General features: G+C 70.5%; 16 protein-coding genes. 9 read left to right on the top strand and 7 right to left on the bottom strand.

Features of this window, described 5'->3' with window-relative positions; genetic code table 11:
• Window positions 1–172: 172 nt before the first annotated feature.
• The 6 genes from AC07DO_RS14075 (at window position 173) to AC07DO_RS14050 (ending at window position 8,063) form a co-directional block, all read left to right on the top strand.
• Window positions 173–2,563: a bifunctional SulP family inorganic anion transporter/carbonic anhydrase gene (locus AC07DO_RS14075; protein ID WP_479059485.1), complete on the top strand. Its 2,391-nt coding sequence runs from the start codon at window positions 173–175 to the stop codon at window positions 2,561–2,563.
• Between the two features lie 132 nt (window positions 2,564–2,695).
• Window positions 2,696–4,654 (top strand): acetate--CoA ligase, encoded by a 1,959-nt coding sequence (gene acs / locus AC07DO_RS14070; RefSeq protein WP_479059483.1) that lies wholly within the window; start codon window positions 2,696–2,698, stop codon window positions 4,652–4,654.
• Window positions 4,655–4,874: 220 nt separating this feature from the next.
• Complete coding sequence (gene nhaA, locus AC07DO_RS14065; protein ID WP_479059481.1) at window positions 4,875–6,278, top strand: Na+/H+ antiporter NhaA; 1,404 nt, start codon at window positions 4,875–4,877, stop codon at window positions 6,276–6,278.
• Window positions 6,279–6,330: 52 nt separating this feature from the next.
• The gene (locus tag AC07DO_RS14060; protein ID WP_479059480.1) at window positions 6,331–6,828 is read left to right on the top strand and encodes a phage holin family protein; all 498 of its coding nucleotides are present in this window, start codon (window positions 6,331–6,333) and stop codon (window positions 6,826–6,828) included.
• Window positions 6,825–7,766, top strand: coding sequence for an alpha/beta fold hydrolase (locus tag AC07DO_RS14055; protein ID WP_479059478.1), 942 nt, complete (start codon window positions 6,825–6,827; stop codon window positions 7,764–7,766). Before AC07DO_RS14060 ends, AC07DO_RS14055 begins: the two co-directional genes overlap by 4 nt.
• A 108-nt stretch (window positions 7,767–7,874) precedes the next feature.
• The gene (locus AC07DO_RS14050; protein ID WP_079075134.1) at window positions 7,875–8,063 is read left to right on the top strand and encodes a hypothetical protein; all 189 of its coding nucleotides are present in this window, start codon (window positions 7,875–7,877) and stop codon (window positions 8,061–8,063) included.
• A 33-nt stretch (window positions 8,064–8,096) separates the two neighbouring features.
• Here AC07DO_RS14050 and AC07DO_RS14045 read toward each other — a convergent pair whose 3' ends face one another.
• From AC07DO_RS14045 to nth, 3 genes are all read right to left on the bottom strand, one after another.
• A complete protein-coding gene (locus tag AC07DO_RS14045; protein ID WP_479059476.1) occupies window positions 8,097–9,299 on the bottom strand; it encodes a MarP family serine protease in 1,203 nt (400 codons plus the stop codon).
• 48 nt (window positions 9,300–9,347) lie between these two features.
• Window positions 9,348–10,154 carry an NUDIX hydrolase gene (locus AC07DO_RS14040; protein WP_479059474.1) on the bottom strand — a complete coding sequence of 269 codons (807 nt, stop codon included), beginning with the start codon at window positions 10,152–10,154 and terminating at the stop codon, window positions 9,348–9,350.
• 70 nt (window positions 10,155–10,224) lie between these two features.
• Window positions 10,225–11,286, bottom strand: coding sequence for an endonuclease III (nth, locus tag AC07DO_RS14035; protein WP_479059472.1), 1,062 nt, complete (start codon window positions 11,284–11,286; stop codon window positions 10,225–10,227).
• Between the two features lie 359 nt (window positions 11,287–11,645).
• Here nth and AC07DO_RS14030 point away from each other — a divergent pair, with 359 nt between their 5' ends.
• On the top strand, window positions 11,646–12,320 hold the full coding sequence (locus AC07DO_RS14030) for a Crp/Fnr family transcriptional regulator (RefSeq protein WP_016642758.1): 675 nt from the start codon (window positions 11,646–11,648) through the stop codon (window positions 12,318–12,320).
• 69 nt (window positions 12,321–12,389) lie between these two features.
• On the opposite strand, the gene AC07DO_RS14025 is transcribed toward AC07DO_RS14030, so the two are convergent.
• The 4 genes from AC07DO_RS14025 to AC07DO_RS14010 form a co-directional block, all read right to left on the bottom strand.
• Complete coding sequence (locus tag AC07DO_RS14025; RefSeq protein WP_479059470.1) at window positions 12,390–13,220, bottom strand: MBL fold metallo-hydrolase; 831 nt, start codon at window positions 13,218–13,220, stop codon at window positions 12,390–12,392.
• 177 nt (window positions 13,221–13,397) lie between these two features.
• Window positions 13,398–14,282: an NUDIX hydrolase gene (locus AC07DO_RS14020; protein ID WP_479059468.1), complete on the bottom strand. Its 885-nt coding sequence runs from the start codon at window positions 14,280–14,282 to the stop codon at window positions 13,398–13,400.
• A 104-nt stretch (window positions 14,283–14,386) separates the two neighbouring features.
• Window positions 14,387–14,857 (bottom strand): RidA family protein, encoded by a 471-nt coding sequence (locus tag AC07DO_RS14015; RefSeq protein WP_479059467.1) that lies wholly within the window; start codon window positions 14,855–14,857, stop codon window positions 14,387–14,389.
• The gene (locus AC07DO_RS14010) at window positions 14,854–15,015 is read right to left on the bottom strand and encodes a Sp36 family protein (RefSeq protein ID WP_003975360.1); all 162 of its coding nucleotides are present in this window, start codon (window positions 15,013–15,015) and stop codon (window positions 14,854–14,856) included. Before AC07DO_RS14010 ends, AC07DO_RS14015 begins: the two co-directional genes overlap by 4 nt.
• 82 nt (window positions 15,016–15,097) lie before the next feature.
• On the opposite strand from AC07DO_RS14010, the gene bagA reads away from it, so the two are divergent.
• Both bagA and bagB read left to right on the top strand, forming a co-directional pair.
• Complete coding sequence (gene bagA, locus AC07DO_RS14005) at window positions 15,098–16,078, top strand: ATPase BagA (RefSeq protein ID WP_479059465.1); 981 nt, start codon at window positions 15,098–15,100, stop codon at window positions 16,076–16,078.
• Window positions 16,075–17,514, top strand: coding sequence for an ATPase BagB (gene bagB, locus AC07DO_RS14000; protein ID WP_479059463.1), 1,440 nt, complete (start codon window positions 16,075–16,077; stop codon window positions 17,512–17,514). The genes bagA and bagB overlap by 4 nt, the downstream gene beginning before the upstream one ends.
• Window positions 17,515–17,570 lie beyond the last annotated feature (56 nt).

The following is a 17,570-nucleotide window of genomic DNA, read 5'->3' as shown; positions in this document are numbered from 1 at the left end:
CCATTTGCCCTGAAAATCCGTCCCAGACCTTTACTCTGGATTACGATCCATTTACCGAGAGTTGAGAAATCCCGCTGCTGCAAGCCGTGACCCACGGCCGCGCAATGCCCTCCGGAGACCTCCGGAGGACCCCTTGTCCCGCGACCGCGCTGCCCCGGAGGAGACGGGAAACATGTCTGCCTGCGTCCCCACTCGCACCCCTGACTCGGCTCACACGCCTCGCGCCAACAAGCCCCACGCACCGCCACCCGGCAAGAGGTTCCACATCGCCGGTGCCGACCTCTCCGCGTCGGTCGCCGTCTTCCTGATCGCCCTGCCGCTGTCGCTGGGCATCGCCCTGGCCACCGGAGCCCCGCTCCAGGCGGGCCTCGTCGCCGCTGCCGTCGGCGGCATCCTCGCCGGTGCGCTCGGCGGATCGCCGCTGCAGGTCAGCGGCCCCGCCGCCGGCCTCACCGTCGTCACCGCCGACCTCATCCACCGGTACGGCTGGCGGACCACCTGCGCCATCACCGTCCTGGCCGGACTCGCCCAACTCGGCCTCGGCTGCCTGCACGTGGCCCGCACCGCGCTCGCCGTCAGCCCCGCCGTCGTCCACGGCATGCTGACCGGCATCGGCGTCACCATCGCCGTCGCCCAGCTGCACATCGTGCTCGGCGGCACCCCGCAGAGCTCCGTGCTCGACAACCTGCGGGCGCTCCCCGCCCAACTGGCCGACCTGCATCCGGCAGCCCTGACGATCAGCCTGCTCACCCTGGCGATCCTGCTGCTCTGGCCACGGATTCCCGGGCGGGCCGGGCGCTTCACCCGCGTCATGCCCGCGGCCCTCATCTCCGTCGCCGCCGCGACGGCCGTCTCCGCGCTCGCCGGACTCCGGGTCGACGAGGTCGACCTGCCGTCCTGGCGCAGCCACGCACTCGTGGGGCTCCCGGAGGGGCCCGCGCTCGGCCTCGTCGCCGCCGTGCTCACCATCACACTGGTGTGCAGCGTGCAGTCGCTGCTCGGCGCCGTCGCCGTCGACAAGGTCATCGCAGGACAGGCCGAGCTCCACCCGGGCGTACGCCGCTCCGACCTGGACCGCGAGCTGCTCGGCCAGGGCGCGGCGAACATCGTGTCCGGAGCACTCGGCGGGCTCCCCGTCGCCGGGGTCGCCGTGCGCAGCATGGCCAATATCCGGGCGGGCGCCGTGAGCCGGAACTCCACGATGCTGCACGGCGTTTGGGTAGTAGTCGCCGCGCTGCTCCTCGTGCCCGTCCTGGAGCTGATCCCCCTGGCCGCCCTGGCCGCGCTCGTCATGGTCGTCGGCATCCAGATGGTCAGCCTCAACCACATCCGCACCATCACCCGCCACCGCGAGATCGTGGTCTACGCCGTCACGAGCCTCGGCGTGGTCTTCCTCGGAGTCCTCGAAGGCGTGGCGCTCGGCGTCGCCGTCGCCGTGGGCGTCTCGCTGCACCGGCTCGCCCGCACCCGCATCACCCACTGCGAGGACGCCGGCGTCCACCACGTGCGGGTGCGCGGTCAGTTGACGTTCCTCGCGGTGCCGCGACTCAGCAAGGCACTGCACCAGGTGCCCCACGGGGCCGATGTGATGGTGGAGTTGGACGGATCTTTCATGGACCATGCCGCGTACGAATCACTGCAGTGCTGGCAGGACGCGCACACCGCACATGGCGGCAGCGTCGAGGTCACCGGCCGCGCGGGGACCCGTATCTCCGTGCCCGCCGGGGGCTCGGGACCGGGAAGCCGGGAGCTGGTGGGCGCCTCCCACTCCTGTTGCAGACCGTGGGCGCCGTGGCGCAATCACCACTGCGACCGGCCGCAGGAAGAACGGCAGGAGGGACAGGAGGGGCGTCGGCCCAGCGGCCACCAACTGGCCAGCGGGATCAGCGCCTTCCAGCGGAACACGGCGCCTCATGTGCGGGGTGAGCTTGCCCGGCTCGCACGTGAGGGGCAGCAGCCCGCACAGCTCTTCCTGACCTGCGCGGACTCCCGCGTCGTCACGTCGATGATCACGTCGAGCGGGCCGGGTGACCTCTTCGTCGTCCGCAATGTGGGCAACCTGGTGCCGCTGCCGGGCGCCGAGAGCGGGGACGACTCGGTGGGCGCCGCCATCGAGTACGCGGTGGACGTGCTCAAGGTGCGGTCCATCACCGTGTGCGGGCACTCCGGATGCGGCGCCATGCAGGCGCTGCTCAACACACCGCCGGGCGGCGCTCAGACCCCGCTGAAGCGGTGGCTTCGGCACGGCCTGCCGAGCCTGGAGCGCATGGGCGCGCAGGACAGGGCGTGGGCGCGTCTCGCCGGGCGCGCGCCCGGCGACGCGGTCGAACAGCTCTGCCTCACCAACGTCGTGCAGCAACTGGAGCACTTGAGGGCGCACGAGTCGGTGGCGCGCCGACTTGCCGAAGGTGATCTTGAGCTGCACGGTATGTACTTCCACGTCGGAGAGGCGCAGTCCTATCTGCTGACGGAGGGCAGCGGTGCCGAGCCGCTTCCCGAGGAGGTCTTCGACCAGGTGGCGCCCACAGCGCATGCCGAGGCCGAGCGGACGCCCTCCGTGTGACCCCGCCGGGAAACGCACGAGTAAAGGTCTAAACCAATTTTCGGCAGACCCTTGTCACCACGGGTTGTGTCTGATGAGCTGTGGCTTCGGACACAACGGTGGCCCCCGGCAAAGCAGCGCAAGGGAGATGTCGTGAGCAACGAAAGCCTGGCCAACCTCTTGAAGGAGGAGCGTCGCTTCGCGCCGCCGGCGGAGCTGGCGGCCGCCGCCAACGTCACGGCGGAGGCGTACGAACAGGCCAAGGCTGACCGGCTCGGCTTCTGGGCCGAGCAGGCCCGCCGGCTGACCTGGGCCACGGAGCCGACCGAGACGCTCGACTGGTCGAACCCGCCGTTCGCCAAGTGGTTCGCCGACGGGAAGCTCAATGTCGCGTACAACTGCGTGGACCGTCACGTGGAGGCCGGCAACGGCGACCGCGTCGCGATCCACTTCGAGGGTGAGCCCGGCGACAGCCGGGCCATCACCTACGCCGAGCTGAAGGACGAGGTCAGCCGGGCCGCCAACGCCCTGACCGAGCTGGGCGTCCAGAAGGGCGACCGCGTCGCCGTCTATCTGCCGATGATCCCCGAGGCGGTCGTCGCGATGCTGGCCTGCGCCCGCATCGGCGCCGCCCACTCGGTGGTCTTCGGCGGCTTCTCCGCGGACGCCATCGCCAAGCGCATCGAGGACGCCGACGCCAAGGTCGTCATCACCTCCGACGGCGGCTACCGCCGGGGCAAGCCCTCCGCGCTCAAGCCCGCCGTGGACGAGGCCGTCGGCCGCGTCGAGGGCGTGCGGCACGTCCTGGTCGTACAGCGCACCAAGCAGGACGTGGCGTGGACCGAGGGCCGCGACGTGTGGTGGCACGACGTCGTCGCCAAGCAGCCGGCCGAGCACACCCCCGAGGCCTTCGACGCGGAGCACCCGCTCTTCATCCTCTACACCTCGGGCACCACGGGTAAGCCGAAGGGCATCCTGCACACCTCCGGCGGCTACCTCACGCAGGCGGCGTACACCCACCACGCCGTCTTCGACCTCAAGCCGGAGACCGACGTCTACTGGTGCACGGCCGACATCGGCTGGGTCACCGGCCACTCGTACATCACGTACGGGCCGCTGGCCAACGGTGCGACGCAGGTGATGTACGAGGGCACCCCCGACACCCCGCACCAGGGACGCTTCTGGGAGATCGTCCAGAAGTACAAGGTCAGCATCCTGTACACGGCGCCCACGGCGATCCGTACGTTCATGAAGTGGGGCGACGACATCCCCGCGAAGTTCGACCTGTCCAGCCTGCGGGTGCTCGGGTCGGTCGGTGAGCCGATCAACCCCGAGGCCTGGATGTGGTACCGCAAGAACATCGGCGGCGACCGCTGTCCCATCGTGGACACCTGGTGGCAGACCGAGACCGGCGCGATGATGATCTCGCCGCTGCCGGGCGTGACCGAGACCAAGCCGGGCAGCGCCCAGCGCGCCCTGCCGGGCATCTCCGCCACCGTCGTCGACGACGAGGCGAACGAGGTGCCTGACGGCGGCGGTGGCTACCTGGTCCTGACCGAGCCGTGGCCCTCCATGCTGCGCACCATCTGGGGTGACGACCAGCGGTTCATCGACACGTACTGGTCGCGTTTCGAGGGCAAGTACTTCGCCGGTGACGGTGCCAAGAAGGACGAGGACGGCGACATCTGGCTGCTGGGCCGGGTGGACGACGTGATGCTCGTCTCCGGGCACAACATCTCCACCACCGAGGTCGAATCCGCGCTCGTCTCGCACCCGGCGGTCGCCGAGGCGGCGGTCGTGGGCGCGGCGGACGAGACGACGGGCCAGGCCATCGTGGCGTTCGTGATCCTGCGCGGCACGGCGAGCGCCGAGGACGAGGGACTCGTCGCGGACCTGCGCAACCACGTCGGCGCCACGCTCGGCCCGATCGCCAAGCCCAAGCGGGTCCTGCCGGTGGCCGAGCTGCCCAAGACCCGATCCGGCAAGATCATGCGCCGCCTGCTGCGGGACGTCGCGGAGAACCGGGAGCTCGGTGACGTCACCACGCTCACCGATTCCTCCGTCATGGACCTCATCCAGACGAAGCTCCCGGCCGCTCCCAGCGAGGACTAGACCTCCCCGCAAGACGGCACAGGGCATCCGGCGCCAAGCGCGCCGGGTGCCCTGTTTGCACTTAGGGTGAAGATCACTGGATTCGTCCGGGCGTACGTTAGGTAAGCTAAGGATCGCGTCAACATCGCGACAAGGTGACGCGTCGAGAAGTACCTAGGTGCGCCGGGAAGTCTGGTCGGCATGTGCTCAGCCCTGCCTACCCGACCGGAGGTCGACCCACGTGTCCGCGCCCGTCCCCAGCAACAACAACCGCAAAGTGCTCGGCCGCCTCTCCCTGCCCGAGCGGAACTTCGTCGCGGAAGCCCTGCGCACCGAGACCGTCGGCGGTGTGCTGCTGCTCGTCGCCGCGGTCGCCGCGCTGATCTGGGCGAACACGGCCGGCGGATCGTACGACTCCGTTCGGAGCTTCCACCTCGGTCCCGGCTCGCTCGGGCTCGACCTCTCCCTCCAGCACTGGGCGGCCGACGGTCTGCTCGCCGTCTTCTTCTTCGTGGCCGGCATCGAACTCAAGCGTGAGCTGGTCGCGGGCGACCTGCGCGACCCCAGGGCGGCGGCGCTGCCCGTCGTCGCGGCGCTCTGCGGCATGGCGGTGCCCGCGCTCGTGTACGTCCTCACCAACACCGCGGGCGGCGGCTCACTGGACGGCTGGGCGGTACCGACCGCCACCGACATCGCCTTCGCGCTCGCGGTCCTCGCCGTCATCGGCACCTCGCTGCCGTCCGCGCTCCGCGCCTTCCTGCTGACCCTCGCCGTCGTCGACGACCTCTTCGCGATCCTGATCATCGCGGTCTTCTTCACCAGCGACCTCAACTTCGCCGCGCTCGGCGGCGCCGTCCTCGGCCTCGTCGTGTTCTGGCTGCTGCTCAGGAAGCGGGTGCGCGGCTGGTACATCTACGTTCCGCTGGCGCTCGCCATCTGGGGCCTGATGTACAACAGCGGCATCCACGCCACCATCGCGGGCGTCGCCATGGGCCTGATGCTGCGCTGCCACAAGGAGGACGACAGCGAGGAGCACTCCCCCGGCGAGCACATCGAACATCTCGTACGCCCCCTCTCCGCGGGCCTGGCCGTGCCGCTGTTCGCCCTGTTCAGCGCCGGAGTGGTGGTCACGGGTGGCGCGCTGGGCGACGTCTTCACCAAGCCGGAGACGCTGGGCGTGGTCCTCGGCCTGGTGGTCGGCAAGGCCGTCGGCATCTTCGGCGGCACCTGGCTCGCGGCGCGCTTCACCAAGGCGGAGCTGAACGACGATCTGGCCTGGCCCGACGTGTTCGCGGTCGCCTCACTGGCGGGCATCGGCTTCACCGTCTCGCTGCTGATCGGCGAGCTCGCCTTCACCGAGGACCCGCTGCTCACGGACGAGATCAAGGCGGCCGTCCTGACCGGCTCTCTCATCGCGGCGCTGTTCTCCGGGATCCTGTTGAAGGTACGCAACGCCAAGTACCGCAAGCTGTGCGAGGACGAGGAGCGCGACGACGACCTCAGCGGTGTCCCCGACATCTACGAGATGGACGACCCGGAGTACCACCACCGGATGGCCGCCATCTACGAGAAGAAGGCCGCGGAGCACCGAAGGCTTGCCGAAGTAGCGGGTGGGGAACGCGAGGATGGCAACGGTCCGGCATGATCTGAGCAGACACTTCTCAGAAGAGATCAGAAGAGAAAAAGGGGAGAACGCGATGAGCTCACCCGACGGCCCCGTCGGCGCCGAGCGCAGCCTCGGCCAACTGGTCGCCACGGCGACCGGTGAGATGTCCGCGCTGGTCCACGACGAGATCGCGCTGGCCAAGGCGCAGCTGCGGCAGGACGTCAAGCGCGGAGCGATCGGCGGTGGCGCGTTCGCCGCGGCCGGAGCGGTCCTCATCTTCTCGCTGCCCATGCTGAGTTTCGCGCTCGCATACGGCATCCGTACCTGGAGCGGCTGGAACCTCGCCGTCTGCTTCCTGCTGTCCTTCGCCGCGAACGTGCTGGTGGCCGGGTTGCTCGCGCTGATCGGCGTCGTCTTCGCGAAGAAGGCCAAGAAGGGCAAGGGCCCGCAGAAGGTCGCCGCTTCGGCCAAGGAGACGGCTGCCGTACTGGGGAACGTCAAGCCGCATCCCCGCGCGGTGGGCCCTGCGGGTGCTGTCGACGTCCGACTCGGTGAGACGGGGGCCACTGTGGCACGCTCGTCCTCATGACGGACCCCGCCGCCCAATCGGCCCAATCCTCCGCCTCGGTCGTACGCATCGAGGGACCCTGGACCCACCGGGATGTGGCCGCCAACGGTGCGCGCTTCCACATCGCCGAGATGGGGGACGGGCCGCTGGTCCTGCTCCTGCACGGCTTCCCGCAGTTCTGGTGGACGTGGCGGCACCAGATGGTGGCCCTCGCGGACGCCGGTTTCCGGGCCGTCGCGATGGACCTGCGGGGCGTGGGCGGCAGCGACCGCACACCCCGCGGCTACGACCCGGCGAACCTCGCCCTCGACATCACCGGTGTCGTACGTTCCCTCGGTGAGCCGGACGCCGCGCTCGTCGGGCACGACCTGGGCGGGTACCTCGCGTGGACGGCGGCCGTGATGCGGCCGAAGCTGGTGCGCCGCCTCGCCGTCTCCTCGATGCCGCATCCGCGGCGCTGGCGTTCGGCGATGCTGTCGGACCGCAAGCAGACCGCGTCGGCGTCGTACGTGTGGGGCTTTCAGCGGCCGTGGGTGCCGGAGCGTCAACTCATCGCCGATGACGGCGCCCTGGTGGGCCGTCTGGTGCGGGACTGGTCCGGTCCCGGCCTGCCGGACGACGAGGCGGTCGAGACGTATCGGCGGGCCATGTGCATTCCGTCGACGGCACACTGCTCGATCGAGCCGTACCGCTGGATGGTCCGGTCGATGGCGCGCCCCGACGGCATCCAGTTCAACCGCCGCATGAAGCGCCCGGTGCGGGTTCCGACGCTGCACCTGCACGGCTCGCTGGACCCCGTGATGCGGACGAGGAGCGCGGCGGGATCGGGTGAGTACGTCGAAGCGCCGTACCGCTGGCGGCTGTTCGACGGCCTCGGACACTTCCCGCACGAGGAGGATCCGGTGGCGTTCTCGACGGAACTCGTGAACTGGCTGAAGGACCCCGAGCCCGATCGCTGACGGATCCATGCGAACGTCTGTCCTACGAACGCCAATTGCCTCGCGCATAGGCCAATTGGGGCCCCTGAGCGCGATTACCGACCATGGGGCACGGGCACACGTCGGGGTATGGGCTGGACGCACGACTACAGTGACGTAGCACGCAATCGCCGCTCGGCCACAGCGCTGAACAGCCGTGAGAGGGGCGGGCCGCAGGACCCGGGTCATCACGGCCCCCCTCAGGAAATGGGCATTCCCCGCATCCTCCGCCGGAGGGCCCGCTGGGTCTCCGCGCGGCTCCGGCACACCCGCGACTGACCCCGTTCCCGTCCGGGCCCCCCGGCCGCCGCTCTAGAGCGCGCAGCCCTCGCTGTCGACCTCTTGGTTGGCGGTGCGGCCCTTCTCGATGTCCTCGCGCACCTCGTCCGCCGTCAGCGCATAGCCGGTGTCCGGGTCGTCCAGGGACTTCGCGAAGACCACGCCGTAGACCTCGCCGTCGGGCGTGAGCAGCGGGCCGCCGGAGTTGCCCTGGCGGACGGTCGCGTAGAGCGAGTACACATCACGGCGCACGATGCCCCGGTGGTAGATGTCCGGGCCCTTGGCCGTGATGCGACCGCGCACGCGCGCGGGACGCACGTCGTAGGGCCCGTCCTCAGGGAAGCCGGCGACGATGGCGCCCGCGCTGCTCGCCGCGTCCTTGGACGTGAACCGCAGGGCAGGCGCCCGCAGCGTGGGCACGTCCAGGACGGCGATGTCGCGCTCCCAGTCGTAGAGGACGACCTTCGCGTCGTAGATCTGACCCTGATCGCCTATCTGGACCGTCGGGTCGTCCACTCCGCCGACCACGTGCGCGTTCGTCATCACGCGGCGGTTCGCGAAGACGAAGCCGGTGCCTTCGAGGACCTTCCCGCAACTGCGGGCCTCACCGCGGACCTTCACGATGGAGCGCTTCGCCTTCGCGGCGACCGCGCTCTTGGCGAGCTTGGGGTCCGGAGGCTTGACCTCCGTGATGGGCTCGTCGGAGAACGGGCTGAAGACCTGCGGGAAGCCGTTGCGCGCGAGGACCGAGGAGAAGTCCGTGAACCAGGTGTCGGCCTGGCCGGGCAGGGCACGGTCGACGCCGAGCAGCACCTTGGAGTTGCGGACCTCCTTGCCGAACGTCGGCAGCGTCGCGCCCGCCAGGAGTGAGCCGATCAGCCAGGCGACGAGGAGCATCGCCACCACGTTCACCAGCGCGCCGCCCGTCGCGTCCAGGGCGCGGGCCGGCTGCCAGGTGATGTATCTGCGCAGCTTGTTGCCGAGGTGCGTGGTGAAGGCCTGCCCGATGGAGGCACAGACGATCACGATGACGACGGCGATCACCGCCGCGGTCGTACTCACCGTCGCCGCGTCGTCGTTGAGCGCGTCCCAGACGATCGGCAGGAGGTAGACGGCGACGAGGCCGCCGCCCAGGAAGCCGATCACCGAGAGGATGCCGACCACGAAGCCCTGGCGGTACCCCACGACCGCGAACCACACGGCGGCGAGCAGCAGCAGGACGTCCAGCACGTTCACCGATTCAATCCTCGCCTCGCATCGCGGCCGCCGTTCCACGCAACCTTGTCATGCGCGCCAGTCGAGCGGGACCTGCCTACTGCGGTCCCAGGGGCGCTCCCAGCCCGCGAAGTGCAGGATTCTATCGATCACGCCGGCCGTGAAACCCCAGACCAGAGCGGACTCCACGAGGAAGGCGGGGCCGCGGTGACCGCTGGGGTGGACCGTCGTCGCCCGGTTCGCCGGGTCCGTGAGATCGGCCACGGGAACCGTGAAGACCCGGGCGGTCTCGTTCGGATCGACGACGCCGACCGGCGTCGGGGTGCGCCACCAGCCGAGGACGGGCGTCACGACGAAGTCGCTCACGGGGATGAACAGGCGCGGCAGCTCGGCGAAGAGCTGGACGCCGCGGGGGTCGAGGCCCGTCTCCTCCTCGGCCTCGCGCAGCGCGGCGCGCAGGGGCCCCTCGCCCTGGGGGTCGCCGTCCTCGGGGTCGAGGGCGCCGCCGGGGAACGAGGGCTGTCCCGCGTGCGACCGGAGGGACCCCGCGCGCTCCATCAGGAGTATCTCGGGGCCCTTGTCGCCCTCTCCGAAGAGGATCAGTACGGCGGACTGGCGTCCGGCGCCACTCTCCGGAGGCAGGAAGCGGCTCAGCTGGAGCGGCTGGACGGTCTGCGCGGCATGAACGACCGGGTCGAGCCAGGAGGGCAGACCCGCGGTGCTGAGCAACTCCCCTCGGGGCTGCCGGCCCGCGTGGGTCGCTCGGGTCCCTGGGGTCCCTCGGGTCCCTGGGGTCCCTCGGGTCGTGTCGCCGTTCTCGGCGTTCGTCGCGTTCGCCTCGTTCGTCGCGTTCGTCGTCTCGCTCGCGTGCGTCATCGGCACCCCCGTCCGTCTCTGGAAAACGCTCTTTCCCCTGCGGTTCGTTCCACCCTGCGTCGGTGTCACCTCATCCCGCGGCGAGCGGGGGCGCCGGCTTGCCGGGGTAGTCCGGCGGCGGCTTGAGGCGCTGACCCGGGAAGCCGCCCATCTCGTACTTCAGCAGCTTCTTCGCCTTCTCCGGGTCGGTCTCCCCCTCCCCGTACGACGGACAGAGCGGGGCGATCGGGCAGGCGCCGCACGCGGGCTTGCGGGAGTGGCAGATGCGGCGGCCGTGGAAGATCACGCGGTGCGAGAGCATCGTCCACTCGCTCTTCGGGAAGAGTGCGGCGACCGCGGTCTCGACCTTCTCCGGGTCGGTCTCCTCGGTCCACTTCCAGCGCCGCACCAGACGGCCGAAGTGGGTGTCCACGGTGATGCCGGGGACGCCGAACGCGTTGCCGAGCACGACGAACGCGGTCTTGCGGCCCACGCCGGGCAGCTTCACGAGATCGTCTATGCGGCCGGGGACCTCGCCGCCGAAGTCGTCCCGCAGCGCCTTCGCCAGGCCCATGATCGACTTGGTCTTGGCGCGGAAGAAGCCCGTCGGTCTGATCAGCTCCTCGACCTCCTCGGGGACGGCCGCGGCCAGGTCCTCCGGGGTCGGGTACGCGGCGAAGAGGCGCGGGGTCGTCTGGTTCACGCGCAGGTCGGTGGTCTGGGCGGAGAGGACCGTGGCGACCAGGAGCTCGAAGGGGTTCTCGAAGTCCAGCTCCGGGTGCGCGTACGAATAGACGTCCGCGAGCTCCCGGTTGATCCGCCGGGCGCGGCGGACGAGGGCGGTGTGGGACTCCGGCGCCTTCTTGGCCTCGGTGGCCTTCTGGGTTGCAGCGGGCTTTGCTGCGGCGGGCTTTTTGGTTGCGGTGGCCTTCTTGGCCGGGGCAGGGGTCTTCTCGGTTGCTGCGGCCTTCTTGGCCGGGGCAGCGGTCTTCTCGGCCGCCGCGGCCTTCTTGGTCGCCGCAGCCTTCTTGGCCGGGGCAGCGCTCTTCTTGGCCGGGGCAGCGGTCTTCGCGGCGGGAGCAGCGCTCTTCTTCGCGGGCGTCACCGCCGCCGCCTTCGCCGCCGTCGTTTTCGTCGTCTTCTTCGTGCTCACAAGGCCGACCTCATCGCCGGGGACATCAAGGATTCTGTCCGATTTGTCGCTTTGTCAGGGGTGTAGGACGCGTGTTCGCCCACAGCGGAATCGCGGGGTGCGGCCACCTGCTCAGCCCCCTCGGCCTGCGCTCTCACCGGCTTTTTGGACACCCGGCCAGCCTAGAGCCCGGCACTGACATTCGTCCTTGACCCCCGGGATCGGCCCCCAATTGGCCCCCTCCCGCACAGCTTGCGACGCCGGTGCGGCAGACTTGTGACTGATCACACTGTTTGGACCGTCCGGCAAAATGGGGAACACGGACCCCTGATATGCGGGGGAATCAAGATCCCCTGAGCAGGTCGACAAGGAGAGAACTCGTGGACGACGTTCTGCGGCGCGCCCCGCTCTTCGCGGCGCTCGATGACGAGCAGGCCGCGGAGCTCCGCGCCTCCATGAGTGAGGTGACGCTCGCGCGCGGGGATGCTCTCTTCCATGAGGGTGACCCCGGAGACCGCCTTTACGTGGTCACCGAGGGCAAGGTGAAGCTCCACCGCACCTCGCCCGACGGGCGCGAGAACATGCTCGCGGTGCTCGGCCCCGGCGAGCTCATCGGTGAGCTGTCGCTCTTCGACCCGGGTCCGCGGACCGCCACGGCCTCCGCGCTCACCGAGGTGAAGCTGCTCGGCCTGGGCCACGGCGACCTCCAGCCGTGGCTGAACGCCCGGCCCGAGGTGGCCGCCGCGCTGCTGCGCGCCGTCGCCCGGCGCCTGCGCAAGACCAACGACCAGATGTCCGACCTGGTCTTCTCCGACGTGCCCGGGCGTGTGGCCCGCGCGCTGCTCGACCTGTCGCGCCGCTTCGGCGTGCAGTCCGAGGAGGGCATCCACGTCGTGCACGACCTCACGCAGGAAGAGCTGGCCCAGCTGGTCGGCGCCTCCCGCGAGACGGTCAACAAGGCGCTCGCGGACTTCGCGGGGCGCGGCTGGCTGCGGCTCGAGGCCCGCGCCGTGATCCTGCTGGACGTGGAGCGGCTGGCCAAGCGGTCGCGCTGACGCCGTATCTGTACGTGAATGGGTCCCGCCTCTTGGGAGGCGGGACCCATTCACGTTGTCCGAGCCGCGTCAGATCAGCCCGTGCTCCCGCAAGTAGTCCAGCTGCGCCCTGACCGAGAGCTCCGCCGCGGGCCACAGGGAGCGGTCCACGTCGGCGTACACGTGCGCGACGACGTCGGAGGCCTCCGCGTGACCGTTCTCCACGGCCGTCTCGACCTGGGCGAGCCGCGTGGCCCGATGGGCCAGGTAGAACTCGACGGCCCCCTGCGCGTCCTCCAGGACCGGCCCGTGGCCCGGCAGGACCGTGTGGACGCCGTCGTCGACCGCCAGGGAGCGCAGCCGCCGCAGGGAGTCCAGGTAGTCGCCGAGGCGGCCGTCGGGGTGCGCCACGACCGTGGTGCCGCGGCCGAGGATCGTGTCGCCCGTCAGGACCGCCTGATCCGCGGGCAGGTGGAAGCAGAGCGAGTCCGCGGTGTGGCCGGGGGTCGCGACGACGCGCATCTCCAGGCCGCCCGTGGTGATGACGTCGCCGGGCGCCAGCCCCTCGTCGCCGAGGCGCAGAGCGGGGTCCAGGGCCCGTACGGGGGTGCGGGTCAGCTCGGCGAAGCGGGCGGCTCCCTCCGCGTGGTCGGGGTGGCCGTGGGTGAGCAGGGTCAGGGCGACGCGTTTGCCCAGCTTCTCCGCCGTCTCGATGACGCGGCTCAGGTGGGCGTCGTCCTGGGGGCCCGGATCGATGACCACGGCGAGCGGTGAGTCCGGCTCGGACACGATCCAGGTGTTCGTGCCGTCCAGGGTCATCGCGGAGGGGTTGGGCGCGAGAACGTTGACCGCGCGGGCGGTGGCGGGGCCGCTGAGGACCCCGCCGCGGGGCTGCCCGGGGAGGGCGGCGGCATCGGTCATGCGGGGGTGACTCCTGTCTGGGGCGGGCGGGGGCCGGGCGGGGTTCGTCTGTGGCGCCGGGCCATCAGGGCACGTACGGAGGCGTGAGACGGCACGTACACGGGGCGCTCGGGCACGTAGGAGGCCACGGGAGCACGTAGGCACTCCCGGTCCGGCGACCACGTCCCCGGCGCGTCGTCACCGCTCTCCGCCCGCCCCCACCCGCTTGGTGAACTCGTCGTGCCCCGGCCAGGAGAGCACCAGCGTGTCGTTCTCCAGGCGGGCCTGGGCCAGGACCGGCGTCATGTCCTGGTCCGGGGCGGCGGCGAGGGCCGCGCGGGGCGTCGGGTGGGCGCTCAGGGACCGCAGGGTCGCGATGGTGGGCGGCATCATCAGGAGTTCGCCGTCGTCGTAGCGGTCGGCCGCCTCCGAAGGACGGATCCAGACCGTGCGGTCAGCCTCCGTGGAGGCGTTGCGCGTGCGTTGGCCCTCGGGAAGCGCGGCCACGAAGAAGAACGTGTCGTAGCGCCTGGGCTCGAACTCGGGAGTGATCCAGCGCGCCCACGCGGCGAGCAGGTCGCTGCGCAGGTACAGGTTCCGGTGGTCGAGGAACTGCGCGAAGGAGAGCTCGCGCGCCACCAGAGCCTCGCGGTCGGACTCCCAGTCGTCGCCCGTGGTGTCACCGACGACCGTGTCCGGCGTCCGCCCCGCGAGCAGGACACCCGCTTCCTCGTACGTCTCTCGGACCGCGGCACAGACGATGGCCTGGGCCTCGGCTTCGTCGTCGACGCCGAGGCGGGCCGCCCAGGACGCGCGCATGGGGCCCGCCCAGCGCACCAGGTGGTCGTCGTCGCGCGGGTCGACGCCGCCGCCGGGATACGCGTACGCGCCTCCGGCGAAGGCCATGGAGGCGCGTCTGCGCAGCATGTGTACTTCCGGCGCGCCGTTCCCCGCCTCGTCCCGCCCGTCCCTGAGCAGCATGACGGTCGCGGCGCGGCGCGGGGTCGCCGGCGTCAGCTCACCGCTCGCCAGGGCGCGGATGCGGTCGGGCCACTCCGGGGGGTACCACTGCCCATTTGCCATGGGCGGAGGCTATCCCCTGGTGAGCTGATGTTCGAGAGGCAACTATCGGTGCCTACAGGGGCCCCGGTACGCAAGACCGGCGCCCCTGAACGGCCGAAAACCGGTCACGCCTCGGTCAGTTCCACCTGGAACTCGACCTCGACCGGAGCGTCCAGCGGCAGCACGGCGACGCCGACGGCGCTGCGGGCGTGCACGCCCTTGTCCCCGAGGACCTCGCCGAGGAGCTCGCTCGCGCCATTGATCACGCCGGGCTGGCCCGTGAAGTCCGCGGCCGACGCGACGAAACCGACGACCTTCACGACGCGCGCGATGCGGTCCAGGTCACCGGCGACCGACTTGATCGCGGCAAGCCCGTTCAGCGCGCAGGTGCGGGCCAGGTCCTTGGCCTCCTCCGGGGTCACCTCGGCGCCGACCTTGCCGGTCACCGCGAGCTTGCCCTCCACCATCGGGAGCTGGCCCGCGGTGTAGACGTAGACACCGGACTGAACGGCCGGCTGGTACGACGCCAGCGGCGGCACGACCTCCGGCAGCGTCAGTCCGAGCTCGGCGAGCCGGGCCTCGACTGCGCCGCTCATGCCTGCTTCTCCCGCTTCAGGTAGGCCACGAGCTGCTCGGGGTTGTTCGGCCCGGGCACGACCTGGACCAGCTCCCAGCCGTCCTCGCCCCAGGTGTCAAGAATCTGCTTCGTGGCGTGGACGAGCAGAGGCACGGTTGCGTATTCCCACTTGGTCATATGGCCGACTGTAGTCGCTGTGAGGCACTGCTCAGGGTGGGCTCCTGCATGGTCCGGGCGGCGACTGGTTAGGCTCGGAAGGGTGAGCAGGCTCCAGGTCGTCAGTGGCAAGGGCGGTACCGGCAAGACCACGGTGGCCGCGGCCCTCGCGCTCGCCCTCGCGACGGAGGGCAAACGCACCCTCCTCGTGGAGGTCGAGGGCAGGCAGGGCATCGCGCAGCTCTTCGAAACCGAAGCGCTGCCCTATGAGGAGCGGAAGATCGCCGTCGCTCCCGGGGGCGGGGAGGTGTATGCCCTCGCCATCGACCCCGAGCTCGCGCTGCTCGACTACCTCCAGATGTTCTACAAACTGGGGGGAGCGGGACGCGCCCTGAAGAAGCTCGGGGCCATCGACTTCGCCACCACCATCGCGCCCGGACTGCGGGACGTGCTGCTGACCGGCAAGGCCTGTGAGGCCGTGCGCCGGAAGGACAAGCGCGGGCGGTACACGTACGACTGCGTCGTGATGGACGCCCCGCCGACCGGTCGCATCACGCGCTTCCTGAACGTGAACGACGAGGTCGCCGGGCTCGCGAAGATAGGGCCGATACACAATCAGGCGCAGGCCGTCATGCGGGTCCTGAAGTCCCCGGAGACGGCCGTTCACCTGGTGACCCTGCTCGAGGAGATGCCAGTCCAGGAGACCGCGGACGGGATCGCCGAGCTGCGGGCCGCGCAGCTGCCCGTGGGCCGCGTCATCGTCAACATGGTGCGTCCGGCGCTGCTGGGCGACGCCTCCCTGGAACTGGGCCTCGACCGCACGCCCCGTACGGCCATCGCCAAGACGCTGTCCGCCGCCGGACTCGGCGGAGCGCGGCGCGGCGGCGGCGCGGAACGGCTGGTCGACCCGCTCCTGGAGCAGGCCGCGGAGTACGCCGAGCGGTACGCCCTGGAGCGCGACCAGCGCGCCGAGCTGACCGAGTTCGGCCAGCCGCTGCACGAACTGCCGCTGCACGCGGGCGGAATGGACCTCGCGGGCCTGTACCAGCTCGCCACGGCACTGCGGAAGCAAGGGATCTCATGACCAGGGACCGCGGCACGACCAGGGACCGGACGCCCCAGGAACCGGCACGCTCCCTGGCACCCCATCGCACGCTCGACGTGGACGCCCTGATCGACGACCCGAAGACCCGCATCGTGGTCTGCTGCGGCTCCGGAGGCGTCGGCAAGACGACCACGGCCGCCGCCATCGGGCTGCGCGCGGCGGAGCGTGGCCGCAAGGTCGTCGTGCTCACGATCGACCCTGCGCGCAGGCTCGCGCAGTCCATGGGCATCGACTCGCTCGACAACGTCCCGCGCCGGGTCAAGTCCATCGAACCGATGGAGACAGACGGGTCCGGCGACGGTGCGGCGGGCTCGGGCGAGCTGTACGCCATGATGCTCGACATGAAGCGCACCTTCGACGAGATCGTCGAGGCGCACACGGACAAGGAGCGCGCGAAGGCGATCCTCAACAACCCCTTCTACCAGTCGCTCTCCGCGGGCTTCGCCGGCACGCAGGAGTACATGGCGATGGAGAAGCTGGGGCAGCTGCGGTCCCGGGACGAGTGGGACCTGATCGTCGTGGACACGCCACCTTCGCGCTCGGCCCTCGACTTCCTCGACGCCCCCAAGCGCCTCGGGTCCTTCCTGGACGGGAAGCTGATCCGGCTCCTGATGGCGCCGGCGAAGGTGGGCGGCCGGGCCGGGATGAAGTTCCTGAACGCCGGTATGTCGATGATGACGGGGGCCCTCGGCAAGCTGCTCGGCGGTCAGCTCCTGCGTGACGTGCAGATGTTCGTGACGGCCATGGACAGCATGTTCGGCGGTTTCCGTACGCGGGCCGATGCCACGTACCGGCTGCTGCAGGCGCCCGGCACGGCGTTCCTGGTGGTCGCCTCGCCGGAGCGGGACGCGCTGCGGGAGGCCGCGTACTTCGTGGAGCGCCTGGCCGCGGACGACATGCCGCTCGCGGGTCTCGTGCTGAACCGTGTGCACGGCAGCGGTGCCGCTCAGCTGTCGGCCGAGCGGGCGCTGGCCGCCGCGGAAAATCTTGAGGAGAGCGGCATTGTGGATCAGGAGGACGGGAAGGTAGCTGTTCGTAACTCCCCCGAGAATGACGCGACTTCAGAGAATCCCGCGCCGTCCGACGCAGCGAACTCCACGCCTTCCGAGGACCCCGATCCCTCCGGGGCCCCCGATCCGTCCGGGAACCCCGATCCCTCCGGGAACGCCGAAACTTCCGCGAACTCCGAAACTTCCGCGAACTCCGAGTCCTCCGACCCGTCCGTCGAGCAGCTGACCGCGGGTCTGTTGCGGCTGCACGCGGAGCGCATGCAGCTGCTCAACCGTGAGCAGCGCACGCGTGACCGTTTCACCGCGCTCCACCCCGAGGTGGCGGTGGCCGAGGTGGCCGCGCTGCCCGGTGATGTTCATGACCTTGCGGGGCTCCGGGCCGTAGGGGACCGGCTGGCAGGCTGACGGAACGTGGGGTTCGTCGGCCCGGATGCCCGGTTGTGGGGCTGCCCGGCTGCGGG

The organism is Streptomyces sp. NPDC045678 (assembly GCF_056432085.1).
The sequence above is the reverse complement of the archived record's forward strand: the minus strand, read 5'-3'. Positions and strand labels throughout refer to the sequence as shown.

Excerpts from the sequence above, each read along its gene's own strand:
- AC07DO_RS14020 (WP_479059468.1), bottom strand. The coding sequence starts at position 14,282 with ATGGCAAATGGGCAGTGGTACCCCCCGGAGTGGCCCGACCGCATCCGC.
- AC07DO_RS14015 (WP_479059467.1), bottom strand. The coding sequence starts at position 14,857 with ATGAGCGGCGCAGTCGAGGCCCGGCTCGCCGAGCTCGGACTGACGCTG.
- bagB (WP_479059463.1), top strand. The coding sequence starts at position 16,075 with ATGACCAGGGACCGCGGCACGACCAGGGACCGGACGCCCCAGGAACCG.
- AC07DO_RS14075 (WP_479059485.1), top strand. The coding sequence starts at position 173 with ATGTCTGCCTGCGTCCCCACTCGCACCCCTGACTCGGCTCACACGCCT.
- AC07DO_RS14025 (WP_479059470.1), bottom strand. The coding sequence starts at position 13,220 with ATGACCGATGCCGCCGCCCTCCCCGGGCAGCCCCGCGGCGGGGTCCTC.
- AC07DO_RS14010 (WP_003975360.1), bottom strand. The coding sequence starts at position 15,015 with ATGACCAAGTGGGAATACGCAACCGTGCCTCTGCTCGTCCACGCCACG.
- AC07DO_RS14050 (WP_079075134.1), top strand. The coding sequence starts at position 7,875 with ATGGGCTGGACGCACGACTACAGTGACGTAGCACGCAATCGCCGCTCG.
- AC07DO_RS14040 (WP_479059474.1), bottom strand. The coding sequence starts at position 10,154 with ATGACGCACGCGAGCGAGACGACGAACGCGACGAACGAGGCGAACGCG.
- AC07DO_RS14055 (WP_479059478.1), top strand. The coding sequence starts at position 6,825 with ATGACGGACCCCGCCGCCCAATCGGCCCAATCCTCCGCCTCGGTCGTA.
- AC07DO_RS14060 (WP_479059480.1), top strand. The coding sequence starts at position 6,331 with ATGAGCTCACCCGACGGCCCCGTCGGCGCCGAGCGCAGCCTCGGCCAA.